General features: G+C 70.3%; 12 protein-coding genes. 4 read left to right on the plus strand and 8 right to left on the minus strand.

The window, feature by feature from the left end:
- Positions 1–75: 75 nt before the first annotated feature.
- The 7 genes from AC07GB_RS30130 to AC07GB_RS30160 all read right to left on the minus strand — a co-directional run bounded on the left by AC07GB_RS30130 (position 76) and on the right by AC07GB_RS30160 (position 12,820).
- Positions 76–3,066, minus strand: a complete 2,991-nt coding sequence (locus tag AC07GB_RS30130) for an OmpA family protein (protein WP_478850913.1) — start codon at positions 3,064–3,066, stop codon at positions 76–78.
- A gap of 14 nt (positions 3,067–3,080) precedes the next feature.
- Complete coding sequence (locus AC07GB_RS30135) at positions 3,081–5,324, minus strand: hypothetical protein (protein ID WP_478850915.1); 2,244 nt, start codon at positions 5,322–5,324, stop codon at positions 3,081–3,083.
- Positions 5,325–5,337: 13 nt separating this feature from the next.
- Positions 5,338–7,512, minus strand: coding sequence for a hypothetical protein (locus AC07GB_RS30140; protein WP_478850917.1), 2,175 nt, complete (start codon positions 7,510–7,512; stop codon positions 5,338–5,340).
- 10 nt (positions 7,513–7,522) lie between these two features.
- Positions 7,523–9,670, minus strand: a complete 2,148-nt coding sequence (locus tag AC07GB_RS30145) for a hypothetical protein (RefSeq protein ID WP_478850919.1) — start codon at positions 9,668–9,670, stop codon at positions 7,523–7,525.
- Positions 9,667–11,670, minus strand: coding sequence for a hypothetical protein (locus AC07GB_RS30150; protein ID WP_478850921.1), 2,004 nt, complete (start codon positions 11,668–11,670; stop codon positions 9,667–9,669). The genes AC07GB_RS30145 and AC07GB_RS30150 overlap by 4 nt, the downstream gene beginning before the upstream one ends.
- A gap of 341 nt (positions 11,671–12,011) precedes the next feature.
- Positions 12,012–12,650 (minus strand): hypothetical protein, encoded by a 639-nt coding sequence (locus AC07GB_RS30155; protein ID WP_478850923.1) that lies wholly within the window; start codon positions 12,648–12,650, stop codon positions 12,012–12,014.
- A 2-nt stretch (positions 12,651–12,652) separates the two neighbouring features.
- Positions 12,653–12,820, minus strand: a complete 168-nt coding sequence (locus AC07GB_RS30160) for a hypothetical protein (protein ID WP_478850925.1) — start codon at positions 12,818–12,820, stop codon at positions 12,653–12,655.
- A 480-nt stretch (positions 12,821–13,300) separates the two neighbouring features.
- Between AC07GB_RS30160 and AC07GB_RS30165 the strand changes: the two genes are divergently transcribed.
- The 4 genes from AC07GB_RS30165 (at position 13,301) to AC07GB_RS30180 (ending at position 15,779) form a co-directional block, all read left to right on the plus strand.
- On the plus strand, positions 13,301–13,492 hold the full coding sequence (locus AC07GB_RS30165; protein ID WP_478850927.1) for a hypothetical protein: 192 nt from the start codon (positions 13,301–13,303) through the stop codon (positions 13,490–13,492).
- A complete protein-coding gene (locus AC07GB_RS30170) occupies positions 13,417–13,752 on the plus strand; it encodes a winged helix-turn-helix domain-containing protein (protein ID WP_478850992.1) in 336 nt (111 codons plus the stop codon). Before AC07GB_RS30165 ends, AC07GB_RS30170 begins: the two co-directional genes overlap by 76 nt.
- Complete coding sequence (locus AC07GB_RS30175) at positions 13,718–13,915, plus strand: transposase (RefSeq protein ID WP_478851006.1); 198 nt, start codon at positions 13,718–13,720, stop codon at positions 13,913–13,915. Before AC07GB_RS30170 ends, AC07GB_RS30175 begins: the two co-directional genes overlap by 35 nt.
- Positions 13,916–14,900: 985 nt before the next feature.
- On the plus strand, positions 14,901–15,779 hold the full coding sequence (locus AC07GB_RS30180; RefSeq protein WP_478850929.1) for a hypothetical protein: 879 nt from the start codon (positions 14,901–14,903) through the stop codon (positions 15,777–15,779).
- Between the two features lie 85 nt (positions 15,780–15,864).
- On the opposite strand, the gene AC07GB_RS30185 is transcribed toward AC07GB_RS30180, so the two are convergent.
- Positions 15,865–16,614 (minus strand): transposase, encoded by a 750-nt coding sequence (locus tag AC07GB_RS30185; RefSeq protein WP_478850931.1) that lies wholly within the window; start codon positions 16,612–16,614, stop codon positions 15,865–15,867.
- Positions 16,615–16,690 lie beyond the last annotated feature (76 nt).

Here is a 16,690-nt window from a genome sequence, read left to right on the forward strand (position 1 = left end):
CCCCGGCGCCCGCCAGTGGGGCGATCAGCGACTTTACGGCGGAACGGATGCCGGGCGCGCGGACCTGGGCAGGCGTCATGCCAAGCCGACCCCGATGATGGTCTCCTCACCGTCCACAGGCGCGTGCTGGATGAGGCGGCCGTCGGTGGTGACGACGGTGACCCGGTGCCGGAAGGTGCGGCGTGCCGGGTCGAGCAGGGCCAGGCGCAGGGTCACCGGTTCGGTGGCGGTGCCCGGAATGTCGATCCGCTCCGTCCGGGCGTAGGAGTGGGCAGGGTCGTGGTATTCGACGTCGAGGAAGGCCTCCCGGACCTCGCCCGGTCCGAACAGCGGCACGGCGCGGATGTCCAGCGCGTCGGTGAAGGGGTCGTCGACGGGCAGGAACGAGGCCTCGCCAGTGAGCGGGGCGCCGGTGCGGGAGGTGCCGTTCTTGAGGTGGTGGGTGAACGTCGCGGACCAGGCGCGTTCGGCCGGGTCGCTCAGGCGCAGCTTCCACAGCTGGGTGTCCCCGCCGGGGACCACCCGGAGGGTGTCGGTGTGGGCGAAGGACGCCCCGTCGTCGTAGTCGAGCCGGACGTCGATCGCCTCCACGATCCCGGCGTCGATCCGGCCCGGGAACACCCGCAGCGTGAGGAACCCCAGGTCGTCGCCCGGGTCCACGGTCAGTGTCCGGTCGACGCTGGGCCGCGGCGGCAGCTCGTAGGCGAGTTTCTCACCGATCCAGCCGGAACCCGCGTCGAAGTGGTACTGCACTCCGACCCGGAAGCCGAGGTCGTAGGTGGCGTTGAGGAAGGTCTCGAACCGTTTCGGGCCGCGGTCGTTCGCGGTCAGCCGGAACTCCTCGTGCCGGAGGTGAGCCGCGTCGGCGGGATCGCCGTAGTCGATGGACACCTCGGCGGACGAGAGCCCGACGCGCTCGAAGTCGGCCGGCGAGACGATGTCGACGTTCAGCTTGCGGAAGAACGGATCGTCCAGGTCCACGTCGATGAGATGGCTGCTCTTGTCGGGAAGCTGGTCGAGCAGCAGCCCGATGAATCCCTGCGGCGCGTAGGTGCGCTGCACGGCCTTCTTCCGGTCGTAGACGAGCTTGAGTGTCTTGCGCTCTTCCTGGCGGACGAATCTCAGCCGGAAGGAGACCAGGGCGGGGGTGGAACCGCTCTGCGGGTTGGTGGGGTTGGTCGGATCAGTCGGGTTGGTGGGGTTGGTGGGGTTGGTGGGGTCGGTCGGCGGCGTGGTCGGGCGGGGCTCACGCGAGAGCGTGGCCTGGAGGGAGACGGCCTGGCCCGGCGCTGCCACCAGGCCGGTGATCTCGGCGACCCGGTCCTGGACCCGCTCCTCCTCCGGCTTGACCCCGCCGGCGGCCCGTCCCCGGCTGAAGCCCGCGGCCTGCGCCGCCGTGATCGTCGCCCGGTTGGCGATGATCCCCTTGGCGACGGCCAGGCGGCGTTCGGAAAGCCGCTGGTTCAGCGCGACGATGTGCGGCGCGTCGTTCCCGTCGTAGCTGGCGTGCGCGCTGACCGTCACCGCCTTGGCCCCGGACAGCCGGTCCAGCCAGGCGTGCAGGGCGGCCGCTCCGCCCGGCGGAGCGGCCTGGCCGGGCGCGGCGCTCTGACTGAACTTGGGGTCGGGTGGGAGCGGGGAGTTGAGCAGGTAGGAGGAGTAGACGGGGTTCGAAGGGGACGGGGAGAAGCCCTGCTCGTGCGGTTGGTCGAAGGTGAAGAGCAGCTTGAACGTCTCGGTGACCGGGGCCGGGGCGGGCCAGTGGACGGTGACGGGATGCGTGGTGCCCGGCTGGACGTCCACGGTGACGCTGCCGTCGGCGTCGGCGTTGCGGGGCTGGCCGTCCACGGTCACGACCGCGCCTGGCGGGCCCTGCACGCGCAGGGTCTCGGTGGTGCCGGTGGCCGCTGGGGTGTGGCTCAGGCCGTGCCCGGCAGGCAGGGGGGTAGGGCTGGTCGTGGTGGTGACCAGTTTGGCGGCGGGCAGTGGCCCGGGGGTGGCGCCGCCTGCGGGGGTCCCGGCCCCTGTGCCGCCGCCGCTCGTCGTACCGCCTCCGGTCGTACCGCCCCCGCTCGTCCCGCCGCCTCCGGTCGTCCCGCCACCGCTCGTCCCGCCTCCTCCGGTCGTCCCACCGCCGCTCGTCGTACCGCCCCCGCTCGCCCCACCTCCCGCCGGAGCCCCGCCGCCCCGGAGCTTCTTCAGCCGCTCAAGGACCGCGTCCAGACCCTCCGGCGGATCCGCGCCCTTGAGCTTGCCCAGGTCCAGTGACGGCTCGAACCACTTCGACAGCAACTCGCTCTTGAAGAAGTCGAGGGCCCACTTCTCCTTCTCCTGGCGGTCCTGGGCGGTGTCGTAGTCGATCACATTGATCTTGATGGCGCCGTCTTGTACGAGCTTCTCGAATCCGGCGTCGATACCGGCCCGCAGCCAGTAGATCTGCGCCTCAAGACCGGCGGAGAAATGCGTGTAGACCCGCTCGAAGTCGGCGGTGATCTCCACGTGCAGGTCGGGGGTGAGCGCCGAGTACTGCAACTCGTAGATCACTCCGACCGGCGTCGCGCCCTTCTCGAACGCCTGCTTGAGGATGGTGGCGCCCTGCTCGGACAGGGCCAGCGAGAAGACGGCCGTCTCGTCTCCCACCAGGGACGGCTTCGTCGCACCGAGGATCGTCGTGACGGGGACGAAGGCGCCGGGCGGGGGCTCGGCGGTGGTTCCGCCGGGGCCCGAGAGGTTGAGCGCGACGCAGCGCACGGTACCGGTGTCCACCGGTGCCGGGGCCAGCCTCGGCTCGGCGCCACGGATCAGACCGGACGCTCGCGCGAGGATCTTGGCCCGGGTGGCGGCGGCGAGCGTCACCACCGACTGGAACATGAGGAACCCGCCGCCGCTGATCCCGGCGTCGCCCACGGCGGGCCGGTAGCGGATGAACGTGAACGCGGGCGACCCGTCCGGCAGGGTGCCCAGGGAGACCCTGGAGGGCAGGTACCAGAACTGGGTGGGATCGGCGGAGTCCCTGAGGACCTGGACGCCGTCCTCCTCGAAGGTGTCGTTGCCGAGTTGCAGCACGGGGGCCTCCCGGGTCAGGTGGTCGCGGGGACGGTCACCACGTCGTCGTCGAAGCGGGTCCAGTCCTGCTCTTCGGACAGGCCGTTACGGAAGAGCCTGCGGACCCTCAAGTCGTAGGAATCCCGCGCCGGATCGACGAAGTCGAACTCGAACACGCCGGTGGTGCCGGGACCGGTGAAGTCGAAGGCGTCGGCGAACGAGAGGCCGGAGAGCGGGTCCTGTGCCCGTGCCTCGACGTGGATGCGCTCCAGTCCCTTGGCGGCGAAGTCGGCCGGCGAGCGCAGGGTCACCGCGCGGTGGCCGCGCAGGTCCGCCCGGACGAAGACGCGTGGCCGCAGCGTGGTCGACCACGGCCCCTCGAACACGGTGGAGTCGCGCATCAGCAGCGTCATCCGGTAGCGGACCAGAGCGGCCCGCGGATCGACCCGGTCCACGACGAACGGCCGGACGACGGGCGTGTCCTCGGTGATCTCCACGGTGTCCTCGGCGTGGACACCGTGTGCCGCGTCGTCGTAGGAGAAGTCCACCCACGCCCGTTCCACCTGGGTGAAGTCGAGCGCCGACACGACCGTCACCCTCAGCCGCGCCGGGAACGGGTCGGCCACGTCCACCTGGGGCGCGGCCAAAGGAGCCGACGGAAGGACGTGGTCGCGCTGGTCCGCGCCCCGGTAGGTGATCTCGGCGAGCACCGGGCCCGCGGGCTCCCCCACGAGGAACCTGTGCCAGGTCGCGTCCGGTCGCTGCGCGCTGAGGCGGACGACGTCGTCCTGGCGGATGCGGTGGTCGGGGTCCTCGTAGCGCAGCCGTACGTCGATGTGCGGGTACCGGTCGAAGGGGAAACCGGGGCGGGTCAGCAGCGGGATGGGCTCCTGGGAGAACAGGTCGCGCGGCTCCAGGGCCACCGTGTCGCCAAGGACCTGGACGGGCGGGGACGACAGCCTTCCGGGCCGTTCCCCGCCGTCCGCGGGCACCAGGTCCACGGTGAACGTGAGGTCCACCGGCTGGACCATCGCCCCGCCGGAGAGGGTGGAGGGCCAGCTCATCTCGTCCTGGGTGTGCTGGGCGTCAAGGCGCACCGTCTTGACGGTGCCGCCGTACGTCGCGGACGCGGTGAGGGATCGTACGGGGTCGCGGACGAAGTCGGCCTGGGATACGACCTTGAGCCGGCGCCGCTTGAACCAGGGGTCGTCGGCGTCGACGCTGATGATGAGCCGGTCCGGATCGAGGCCCGCGCCGAACTCCCTGAACAGGCCGCTGAGATGGCCCTGCGGATAGATGGTGCGGCGCACGGTCGTCCGCTCCGACAGGTCCACGTCGAGCCGTTTCTTGTCCACCCGGTTGTAGTGCGTGCGCTGGTAGGTGAACGCGCCGGACGGGGTGCTCCGGCTCGGCGCGAACGCGCTGACCACCTCGCGGGCCCGGTCCCAGCCGTCGGGCTCCTCGCGCAGCGGCGCGAGGGAACTCTCGAAGAACGCGTCAGTGATCATGTCGCGGGCGCGGGCCGCGGCCGCGTCACGGCGCTGGGTGAACGTGCCGGTCTCGTCGTCCTCCGGGACGAACGTGTCGACCTCGTAGACGATCGCGCGCTCTTCCTCGAGGCGCTCCATCACGTCCTGGATCTGCACCGAGTCGAACAGGCCCTCGTGACCGAACGACGTGTCGAGGATGTCCTGCACCCGGTCCCAGTCGATGGTGAGCTTGACGTGGTAGGCCGGGCGCAGCGCCAGGTAGTCGAGGCTGTACACGACCCCGATGGGGGACAGCTCGCCGCGCATCGCCCGGTCCAGGATGGTCGTGCCGCGCTCGTCCAGCTCGACGGAGAACGCGGCCCTGTTGTCCCCGTACAGCGAGGGCTTGGCGGCGTGCAGGGCGGTCCGTACGAACACCGGATCGCCGCCCGCTCCCCCACCGCCTTCGTCTCTGTGACCGAAGAGCATCAGCGACACCGACCCGTCGATGACCGGCAGCGGCGACACCAGCGGAGTCTGTGACAGGCCGGACAGGCTCTTCAACGCGGCTGTCACGTCCGCCTGTTCGGCGGCGGTCATGCCCAGGTGCACGTCGAAGTCGGCGAAGCCGCCGCTGAGGGTCTCCGACCGGAACTTGATGAGCTGGAACGACGGCACCTCCATGGCGCCGTCCGCGCGGGTCACGAAGCGCGGTGCCAGCGGCATGCAGTAGAACTGCCGGGGGTCGGCGTGGTCACCGAGGATCAGCTTGTCGTCGATCCGGTAGTACGGGGGCTTCTCCTGGAGCATGTGCGCGGCCCTCTCAGGCGGGGTTCTCGAGGATGAGGACCTCGTCGGTGCCGGTGCCCTGGGTGTGATGCGGAGTACTGCCGTCGAGCGGGAAGTAGTCGGCCTGCCACTCGTAGCGCTTCAGCGTCCGGTCCAGTACGACTCGTTCGTACGTCTTCTCCGTGTCGCCCTTGCGGAAGACGAAGGTCTGCGTGTCGTCGATCTGGTTGCCGGGGTCGGTGTAGTGGAGCGTCACCTTCGCCAGCTTGGTGGCTGTCCAGTCGACGAGGTCGGGCACCACGGTGACCGTCAGGGTGTCCGAGGCGGGGCCCACGAGCAGCAGGGAGCCGGTGAGTGTCTGCTCGCCCGAGTCCTTGTCGCTGCCGTCGCGGAACGTGGTGACGGTGCGCCAGACGACCTTTCCGCCCCGCTCGTCGATCACCGGGAAGCGCCAGTCCAGGAACCGCTTGTCCTTCGACAGCGCGACCGATTCGGTCTGCCGGTAGCCGTTGACCTCGTCGTCGTAGGACAGGTCCAGGAAGATGGTGTCCACCGACCGTTCGAAGTCGCCCCGGGTGCGCACCTGGACCGTCCGGTTGGCGGAGAACGGGTCGTCCACGTAGAACCGCTGGCCGGTCAGGGCGCTGAGGTTCCTGACGAACTCGCGGCCGTCCTGCATGAAGTACTTGACCGATCCGCCGTAGGGCTGGACAGGCTGGAGCAGGACCTCCTTGACGGCCAGCTTCGTCGTCTGCGCGTCGATCTGGAACCGCTGGACCAGCGGCGCGCCGTTCACCGGCGGGTGCTCCAGGGTCAGCACGGCCCGCTTGACCTGGTCGAAGTTCATGTCGCCGAGTTCCACATCGACCAGCCAGAGCCCCAGCTCGTCGATGTTGATGATCAGGTCGGTGGTGGTGTCGGTGACCCACGGCGAGGTGAACGTGCGGCTCTCGCCTTCGTAGTTGACCACGTACTGGTACTTGAACTCGGTCGATCCGCCGTCGATGAACGCCGTGAACTTGCCCACGTCCTCGGGCCCGCGGAACATGAACGTCTGGATGCCGTGCCGCGCGGTGTGCGGAGGGTAGTCGATCTTCACTTCGACGCTGAAGATCGGCAGTTCCGTGAAGTCGGCGTTGACCAGGATGTTCAGGTTGAGCTGGCGGAAGAAGGGATCGTCGGTGTCCACCTCCTGCATGTAGTCGGGCCAGTTGTAGCCCTGGCTGGGCAGGGACTGCATGTTGCCCTGGGGGTACACGTCGATGCCGAACACCTGGTTCCTGCTGACCTCGATCCGCACGTCGGCGATCTTGTTGGTCGTGACCGAGCGGTGGATGTTCTCGAAGTCCTCGTCGCGGATCTTGGAGAAGTCGCGGTTCTCCGGGGGGATCGTCTCCAGCAGGTTCCGCTTGACCGCGTCGTCGAGCTGCTGGCCGACCGAGGCCTCCAGCGCGGTCAGCATCTTGGCGACCTCGGGGTCGTTGGTCTCCAGGGCGCCGGGATCGGTGCGCACGATACGGGACTCGGAGTTGACGAAGAGTTCGGAGACCGTCTCGCTGAAGTCGTCCTCGGACCAGAAGTTCTCCTCGAAGTCCACGTCTTGGACGAAGCTGTAGAACTTCTGGGCGGTCCAGGTGCCGGTCACCGTGACCGGAGGCATCCGGCCCGCGAAGCGCAGGTGGTACACGACCCGGACTCCCCCGGCGCCCTGGCCGCTCATCGCCGCCTCGAAGACGGGCACGCCCAGCTGGCTCAGCTCGGCGGAGATCGCCACGACGTTGTTGCCGTACATCGACGGTGTCCCGGCGTGGTTGACCTTCTGCACCAGCGCGCCGCTGCTCGCCAGGATGTCCACGACCACGTCGGCCTTGGTCACCGTGGGCTTGGAGAGCGTGACCTGCTCGGGTGCGACCGGTGGGGCGCCAGGGCCGCGGCGCGCGGTGACGTGCTGGGCGAACCGTACCCGCACGGCCTGATCTTGTTCCGGGGTCAGTGACAGCTCGACGTCCATGAAGACAAGGCCGGCCCCTACATCGCCGTTGGGCATCGGCCTCGTCGTGCGGTACTTGAGGAACTTGAACACGGCCTTGCCGCCGGTGTCCCTGCGCAGCACCACGTTCTTGGGCAGGACGTAGCCCAGCGTGTCATCGGTGTCGTCCAGGTAGACGGTGGCCTCGGGGAGGTCCAGGGCTCCGAGGAACTGCAGCATGTCGATCTCCTCAGTCGTGGGCGGTGGCGATGAGTGCGGCGATGTCCCGGGTCCGCCGGACGGGCCGCCCGGCGACGGTCAACTCGGCGACGAGTGCCATCCAGCCCGCCGTTCCGTCCAGCGCGGCCCGGGCCGCGGTGCGCCGGTCGCCGTCCAGCGACGCGGACAGGGCGGTGGTCCAGGGCGGGATGCCGGAGCTGGTGCCCTCGGCGACAGCCGTCCAGACGCCGTCCGGTGACTTCGTCTCGACGGCGACCCGGGTGACCCTGACCTCGGCCGGGTGGATGTCGATGCCGCCTCCCAGGCCGCGCCGGACCGCGTCCCGGCGCCCGTCCGGCAGGTCGATGCGGCTGGTGACCTGCAGAAACGCGGCCGGGCCCGCGTCGATGAGACTGATGGCGTTCGGGTGGTCGAGAAATGGCCCTGGTGGGACGTAGGTCCAGCTGCCCGGCTGGTCGGGATCGGGCCGCAGCTCGACGCCGTCCACGAGGATCGGCGGGTCGACGTCGATGACGAGGAAGTCCCGGGGAGCCACCGGGGCCGACCAGTCCGCCGAGCCGACGCGCCAGAGCACGCCCGGCTGGAACGGCGAGGTCGCGGTCCAGCGGATGTCCGCCTGTGGCCGGTCGGCGTCGAGGCGGACCGTCTGCGGCTCCGCCTCGCCGCCCTCCGGGCGCCACTGCACGGTCAGCGGGCCGCTCACCGGTGCGTGCCGCAGCCGGGCCAGGTGGGTGCCGAAGCCCGGCAGCGTGGCCGGGTCCAGGTCGATGCGCCGCCGGTCCACCGGCACCTGGACCGGCCGGCCGGGGCCGAGCGGCCGTACGGTGATCGTCGCAGGGGGGTCGTTCGCCGTGACCGGGACAGCGAGCACCGGGCCCGCGGCGTCCACCCGCCCGAGCGTCGTGCCACCGGCCGTGCGCACCTCGGCGACCGCGAGGGCGGTGAGCGCGCGGGTGGCGCGGAGCACGGTCAAGGGGACGGGGAACGCGTCGGGGGCAAGCGTCAGCAGGGTGGTGTGCGCGGGCCGCCACGGGCCCTCCAGCTCGCCGACGCCGTCCAGGACCGCCCGCAGGCGCACCTCGCCCTTGAGCCGTTCCCCGGGCGCGAGGGTGATCGTCGTGGAGGTCACGCCGCCGGGGGCGGTCAGGGGCACGCTCGCGGTGACCTCCTGGGGCCGCGCGGCGGACGGCGGGACCCGCAGATCGGCGAGGAGCAGGGCGAGGCCCGCCACCGGGGCGGGGAGGTTCACCGCGAACGTCACCGTGGTCCGGCCGGTGGGCAGTGCGGGCGCGTCGACCTCGCGGACGTGGCGCGCCGGATCGCCGGCGGCCAGCGCGCGGGCCGCCGCGTCGAGGTCGAGGGTGCAGACCTGGTCCACGTCGACGGCCGTGGCGTCGGCCAGGTCCAGGGTGAGGGCGGCCGCCGGGACCTGGTCGAGGAGCCGGTGCAGCGGCCTGGCGACCGGCTCGGGCCGTGACACGGCGGGCCGCAGCCGCAGGGCGAGCGCCGCCGCCCGGTCGGGCTGCGAGGGGGCACCGAACACGGCCTCGTCGAGGGCGGTGGCGAGCCGCTCGAAGGGGACCGTGGCACCGGGGCCGAAGCGCTGTGTCAACGTGGCGAGCAGGGCCTGGGGGTCGACGGTCGCCCGCAGCGGCAGCGTCGGCGCGACGGCCTGGAAGGTGAGCCTGAGCGCCGCGTCCACGGGCACCGTCCCGTCGCGCACCAGGCGGGCGGCCAACACCGCCGCGTCGGCGGGGAGTTCGGCGACGACTCGCGTGGTGGTCAGTGTGTCCGGGCCCAGGGTGACGGGCGGGGCCAGCGCCGCGCCGGGGGTGCCGAACCTGGCGGTCACCTCCAGGACTCCGCGGAGCGGCTCGGCCGCCGATAGGAGCAGGGGGGTTCCGCTGGTGGCGGCGGCTTCGCCGGCTTCGGTCAAGGGGGTCTCGACGGTGAACCCCGCCTCGATCCGGCCGCCGGCCTTGAGCCCTTCGCGCAGGAGGGTGACGAGGAGGGCGACGCCGCCCTCCGGCAGTGGTTCCAGGGTGAGCGCGGAGGGCAGCAGCACTCCGAGGCCGAGATGGTCACGTGCCTGGTAGGCGGCGCCCGGCAGGGCGTCGAGCGGGCGGCCGAGGTCCGGGAGGCCGGTGAGTTGCGTCATGGCGCCGGCACCGTCCGCACCGGCACGAGGATGGTCGCGGACGTCTGTCTCCACGCGCTCTCCCCGATGCCGCCGCTCTGCCACCAGGTCTCGGTCCGGTAGCGCAGCGGCGGCACCGGTACACCGGTGAGCAGCGGCTGGATCGGGGTGCGTACGGTGGTCGCCGCCGACAGCTCCGCCTCGGTCAGTCGTACGGTGCCGCCGTTCTCCACCGTCACGACGAACGCGGCCACCCGGTCCGCGGGCCGGTCCGGGGCGGTGAACATCGACGCCACCGCCTCCACCTGGATCTTCCGGGTGAGCTGCGGGTTGGCCGTGCGGTCGAAGACCCTGTCCCACACGGCTTGCCGGTCGGGCTCCGTCACCACATCGCTCTGGTCGAGGAGGAGCTGGTCGGGGCCGCCGGCGGGCAGCGTCTCGCCGGGCACCAGAACGATCTCCGCCCGCTCGCCCGCGGCCAGCCTGCGGCCTGCCGCCAGCCCGTCGACGCGCAGGGGCACCTCTCTCTCGCCGAGTACGGCGCTCACGCCGAGCCGGTCGACGCGGGCCGGGCTCTCGGTGTCGTTCGCGAGGGTGCCGGTGATCCGGTCCGGCCGCACCTCGCCCAAGGTGAGGGTGAGGACGTCGCCCACCATGTTCTCCAGGCGCAGCTCAAGCGGAATGTCCTCGGGCTGGTCGCCGCCCGCGCCGATCCGCACCTCGCCACGCAGCAGGCTGAGTGAGGAGCCGAGCAGCGCTTCGTAGACGAGCCGGAAGTCGTCGTACTTCAGCGTCTCGGCGTGCGTCACCCCCAGCTCCAGGTCGATCAGCGCGCCGGGCCGGTACGTCAGCGCCGAGGGCGCGGCGCCGCCCTCGGGCAGGGCGAGCCGGAGTACCGGCTGTGCCTCCGGCAGCACCTCCAAACGGACCGGGGCGGTCGCTCCGTCGGTCCTGGCCCGCTCCTCCAGGGCCGGACGGGCCTGTCGCAGCCGGCGCGGGTCGGTCACGGCGCGGGCGAAGAACTCGGCCGTGATCCGGATGTCCTCCTCGCTCTCGGCGTCGGCGGCACGCACCCGCAGCGCGGGCCCGGTGGGGGTCCGGGCCAGCAGGAACCGGTCGGGCACGAAGAAGAACTGCTCGGGGCGGACCGGGTCCTGCCAGTAGGAGTGTCCGCGCCCGTTGAAGGAGATCCGCAGCCGCCGCATCGGGGACACCGGGCCCGCGGCGCCGCCGAGCCGTTCCAGCTGGGCGGTGGAAAGGACCAGGGGCGTCGGCGGTGAGACGTAGTCGAACCGCAGGACCTGCTCCACGTAGCCGATCTCGCCGGTCTGTTCGAACCGGTAGTCGGTGGGGACTCCCACGGCGACCCTGCGGATCACCACCAGGTTCACGTTGTACCGCGGCGACGACATCGCGGCCAGGAGCTGCTCGCGCAGCCCCGGAGCGGTGAGGGGCATCTCGGCGACCACACGCGGGCCGTCCCAGGTGACCTTGGTGAACTCCAGCTCGTGCGTCATCTCCCCGCCGCCTCCGGTCACCGGCAGCAGGTAGGTGAGGGCGACGACGACGGAGTGCAACAGCGTGCCGATGCCCCATCCCGCCGCGGGCGGAATGGTCATCAAGGTCACCAGGAGGGTGTCCACGCCCTCGCGGTCGGTGATGGTGATCCGGGGTTCGTCGGTCTCGCCGACCCGGTCGTGGACCAGCACGTAGCCGGGCAGGGCCAGCTTGATCATGCCGTCCGGGGACTCGAAGACGTCGGTGTCGGTGGGGGCCGCGTTCGGCGCGACCGGCACCGACAGCTCGGCCCGGCGCAGGTAGGGGAACGGTTCGAACCGCAGGTCCGGGTCCCACGGCTTGATCTTCGGCCCGGCCCAGGTGGGAAGCAGGTCCCTCGGCACGACCCGTGGGCGCATGGGCACCGGTGGGGGGTCCGGTTGGGGGTCCGGCCGACGAAAGCGGGCCCGGAAGACGTCGCGGAACCGCGGCCCGTCCGGCGGGTCGACGAACTCGTCGCTCACGTCCACCACACCTTCATCCCGCCACGGGATTCGCCGCTCCGATTTCCGCGAGTCGGACTTGCAGAAATTTAAGGCCATTTCTCAACATACAGCGCACTGGCGTGGGGTGCCCGGTGACATGGCGAGGACGACCCCTTTAGGGGAACGCGGTGGTGTCTGGGGAGGCGAACGGGGCTTCAGAGCTTCGGTGTTGCTCCAGGGGCCACACGGATCGTTGCCACGCGAGTGGTTCGATTCCGCGGCCCGCCCGAAGCTCTCATCGTTGATCGCGATACCTGCCAGTAGCGGGATACCCGCCAGTACTTCGAGGGGGTTTCGCCAGGAGGCAGGCGGGACCGCGCCTACTGCCCGGCGGACGCCCGGCAGGTCAGGCCCTTGGCGGGGAGCCTGTGCGTGGTCAGGTGGAGCGTGGCGGGTGGCCTCTCCTGTCCGCACAGGAGTTGGTGCCGCGGACGAGTGGTGGCCGCGAAGTGGCCGTACAGCGGATACCGGACCTTGCCGCGGATGGCGCCGCGGCGGTACCGCTCGGGGTCGCGCGGCCACGCCGCTCGGGTGTCGGCGCACAGGACGGCCCAGGTGCTCGCGGTCCCGTTGTCCGGGGGAACGCCCCGGGCGAACGTCGGCGGGGCGGGGGCCGGGGCCGGGGCCTGGGCAGAGCCGGGGCGTGCCGGACGGGTCCGGCTTCCCGCGCCCGGCCGCCCGCTTCCGCCCGGCGACCCCTGCGGCGGCCTTCCGGACCCGGAAGAACGTGGCCCGCCCGGCGCGGATGCTGTCCCCGGTGAGGAGAGTCCCGTTGTCGTCGATGGCCTGGGGTCGGCGATGGGCCTGGGGTCGGCGATGGGCCTGCGGTCGGCCCGGGCGACCAGGTCCCAGAAGGTCGCGGGGACCTCGGTCGGGGTGCTGCGCAGGTGGTACGTCGCGTGCCGCCGGGCGGTCCACGCGCTCCACCGCGCGAGGGCGGGCTCGGTAGCCCGCGCCATGCTCAGGAATATGCCCCGCCCATAGCGCGCCGGGTCCGTCGCACTGTCCAGGACGAACCGGTCGGCGCGCCGGGGGACGGCTGCGTGTAGCCGGCGCCGAGGTAGGTCCCGTACGAGAAGCCGAGGTAGGAGATCTTCTCCTCGCCCAGCACGGCACGGACGACGTCCATGTCCCGCGCGGTGTTGCGGGTGGTGAGGTGCCGCAGCTTGTCGCCCTGCCGGGCCCGTCACCTGGCGGCCACCGCGCGTGCCCACCGTACGTCCTGCGCGAAGGTCTCGGCCCGGTACGCGGGCTCCGCGTCCTGTTCCTCGCGCGTCAGGCCGCAGCCGACGGGGGAGTTCTGGCCGACCTCCCTCGGGGCGAATCCGATGAGGTCGTACTGCCACGGCCAGGGAGAGGCTCAACTCCGGCCCGCCACCGGCAGATTCAGGCCCGGCCCGCCGGGACCGCCCGGGTTGAGCAGCAGAACACCGCGACGCTCCTGCGCGCTGCCTGCCCTTACTGATCTTTTCGTAAGTTCAGGGGCGTGTGCTGGCTTGGTGAGTGGGAGGCTTCTGGGGTGGCTTAACGGCCCTCGCCTTCGGGTGGCGACTCGTCTCTTCCTCCTTTGCCGCGGCCTCAGTTGGCGGAGGCGCGGCGTGTTCGGGCGGTGGAGTTGTTCGAGGAGGGGGCCTCGAGTGCGGCGATCGCGCGGGCGGTGGGTGTGTGTGCCGAGAGTGTGCGGCGTTGGCGCGGCGGGTGTGGGAGGAGGGCGGCGTTTCGGCCCTGCGGTGCCGTGCGGCCACCGGTCGCCCGCCCAAGCTGGACGACGCCCAGGCCGAGATGGTCCGGGCGGCGTTGACGCGAGGAGCGCAAGGTCATGGGTTCGAGGCCGACCTGTGGACTTTGGGACGGGTCGGCGCCGTAGTGGCGCAGGTAACGGGGGTGTCGTTGTCCAGGGCCTCGGTGTGGCGTCTGCTGACCGGCCGACTCGGGTGGAATCTGCAACGTCCCGAGCGCATGGGTCGCCGAACAGGACTGGCTCACCCTCGGGCGATGACCCGCCTACGCTCCCGAGCTGAACCCGGTGGAACTGCTGTGGTCCGCGCTCAAGAAGCGTGAACTCACCAACCTCGCCGGCGACCACCTCGCCGACGCCACCGACGCCGCCGAGCACAGAATCCACCGCATCAACCGCAACCCCCAACTGCCATGGCCCTTCTTCGCACACACGGCTCTGGCCATCCACCCAGCACACCCACTGAACTTGCGAAAAGATCAGTAGGGCAAAATGGGTGCGCTGCCCGAAATCGCGAGGGCCGGAAAAGTCCTCTACCGGATCTGCTTTGCGCCCGGGCGGTCGGCTCTGGTGTGGCCGACACTCGGCGAACTGGGCCCCCGAGCGCGAGTTGGGGCGGTTATGTCCGGGCTTGCACCCTGCTTACGTCACGGTCAGTACTGAACGGCAGTCCCGGTGTAGTGTGCCTGCGGGATGGTGTCGGGGGTGCAGTCTCTCTTGAGTAGTTTCCTTCCATTGTCCGGGCGTACACGCGCTGCCACGAATGCGCGTGGCGAGTTCTCACCTGATGGTGGGGACCAGCCGTGCCCTGCTGCACCTCCTCAGCAATTTCATTTATGAACCTTCAAGGCGCGATTACTATCGGGCATATATGGCGTTCGTTGAATAACGGTGCCTGTCTAGTTGAATGACGGTGCTTGTTGAACGGAGTCGTGAGAATTAAGTGTTGAGAGGCGAACGGGCAGTGCACCATCCGCTGAAGGTACTCAGGGCGTTGGCTGGGTTTTCCCACTCTCGCTACGCGGAAGCCATAGCCAGGACACATGCAGCTCTGGGCTTCGGCAACATGGCGGCCAGGCGCGAGAAGATATCCCGGTGGGAATCCGGCCGCGTCGAACCAGAACTCACCGCCCAGTTCGCCATCGCGCACCTCCATCGGGTACCGCGCGAGCTCGTTGAACGTCTGGGCTGGCCGCACTGGCTTCACACAGCGCTCGGCGAATCCCCATCCACGGGTCAGCAGTGGACTGCGCAGAGCACGGCATCGGCCCTGAGTGAGACGGTGCGATCAGCGCATGGCCAGCCCCGTCGATACCTCACCTTACGCGGCAGGTCCCTCAGCACCCTCACGACGATGATCAGTACGACACTTCGCCACCCACCCGTGCCGCCAGAGAGAACAGGGGGGCGTACCGTGACGGATAAACGTACAGCGGACCTCCTGGAGGCGCGTGTTGAGGCCCTGGAGTACATGCAGCAGCAGCTCGACGCACCCCTATTGCGACAGGCCGCGCTGACTGAACTGCAGCTCCTGGCCGAACTCCTCAACGACACCGGCTACGACCGAGAGACCGGTGTCCGCCTGCACCACCTGGCAGCCCGGACAGCTGGGCTGTGCGCCGAACACGCCGCGGCCTTCGGCGACAGCGCTGCTGCGGAAAGATTCAACGTCACCAGCATCCAGATGAGTACCACGGTCGGCTGTGCCCAGATGGCGGCCTACTACACCACCTCGCTCGCCGGCATGCACCTCGAGGCAGGCAGTGCCGAGGATTCCCTCCAGTTGGTGGAGTCGGCACGCCACATGGTGTCCGATCCCCCGCCTTGCCTGGTCGCGCTCTGGTCCGCCTGCGAGGCACAGGCCTGGGCCCTGCTCGGCCGTGAAAAGGCGGCTGTCCGCGCTCTGGAGGCCGCCTTCGCCTCCTACCGCGTCACACCTGCGGTGGCGGATCCAGCAATGCGCTTCGCCACCAACCGGTGGCTCACACCGCGATGGCTGGACGGTGTAGCCGGCATGACTTGGTTCCACCTCGGTGAGCCGCGCCGGGCGCTTCCCTATTTCGCCTCACTGCTCGAAGAGCCCCTGACAAGCAGCCCCGCAGGCCCCAGCCACACTGCTCGTGAGCTGCTGTACGCGGCCAAGGCCCATCTGGCCGCAGGCAACCCGGATGAGGCTGTGCGCGGCGCGGAGCGCGCCATGGGGGTGCTCAGTGTGCTGCCGGCTCACCTCCTCCACCAGTTGCGCCGCACGTTTTCCTCTCACCAGGCCGTCCCCTCGGTTCATGAACTCCTCGCCCGGATCGCGGAGGGGGATGAGACCTGTGCGGCACCGCACGCAGAAGCATTCTGATGCTCGCGAGTGACCCGAGGAGCTTCGGGGTGCCTTCCCTGACGGTTCGTCTCCTGCCGATATTAGGGCCGATTAGTGAGCTTCTTCAGCGTTGCCGCTCCAGCGTGAGGATGGCCTTGGCGATTGACGTCATGCGGTTGGGGCTGCATCGGGACCTGCGGAAGATCCGCCAGGACTTCAGCCTCGCGACGCCGCGCTCGACAGGTGCTCGCGCTGCGGCCAGTGCCTGATTGAGAGTCTTCTCGGTGGGGGTGAGTTCCTGCAGGGGCCTGCGTTTGATGCCGGTGGTCAGCCACGGGCCGGCGCCCTGGTAGGCGAGATCGGCCAGGATGGGAACGCCCTGGCGCTCGCAGATCCGGATGATCCGGTGGGTGCGGGCCGCGGTCAGGTCGTGGGTGCGGCCCGGCAGGGCGGGCGAGAGCCACAGCAGCTGGCCGCCGGGGTCCGTGACGATCTGCACGTTCACGCCGTGGCGCCGGTGTTTGTGGGAGTAATCGGCCCGGCCGTCGCCGACCCGGTCGCACTCGGCGAGGGAGCCGTCGAGCAGGACGAAGTCGGGGGCGTGCTCGCGCAGCGTCTTCAGTAGACCCGGTGCACGGGCGGCGAGCAGGCGGATGACCGTGTTGGTGTAGGCGTGGGCGGTGGACTCGCTGATCCCGAACCCGGCGGCGATCTTCGCCAGGGTGATGTGTTCGCGCAGGTACACCAGTGCCACCATCGCGCGCTGAGACGGGCGGAGCTTGCAGCGCCGGTCGCCCTCACGGGTGACGATGAGCATGGTGACCCACTCCACGAGTGCATGCGGCAGGTCGAGTGCGGCAGGATGGATGACCAACGAGGCCCCCGAGCAGTGTGATTGAGACGTCAGACATCTCGATCAACACCCCGGGGGCCTCGCTCGTTGCGCTTCA

This window comes from Streptomyces sp. NPDC045778 (genome assembly GCF_056431945.1).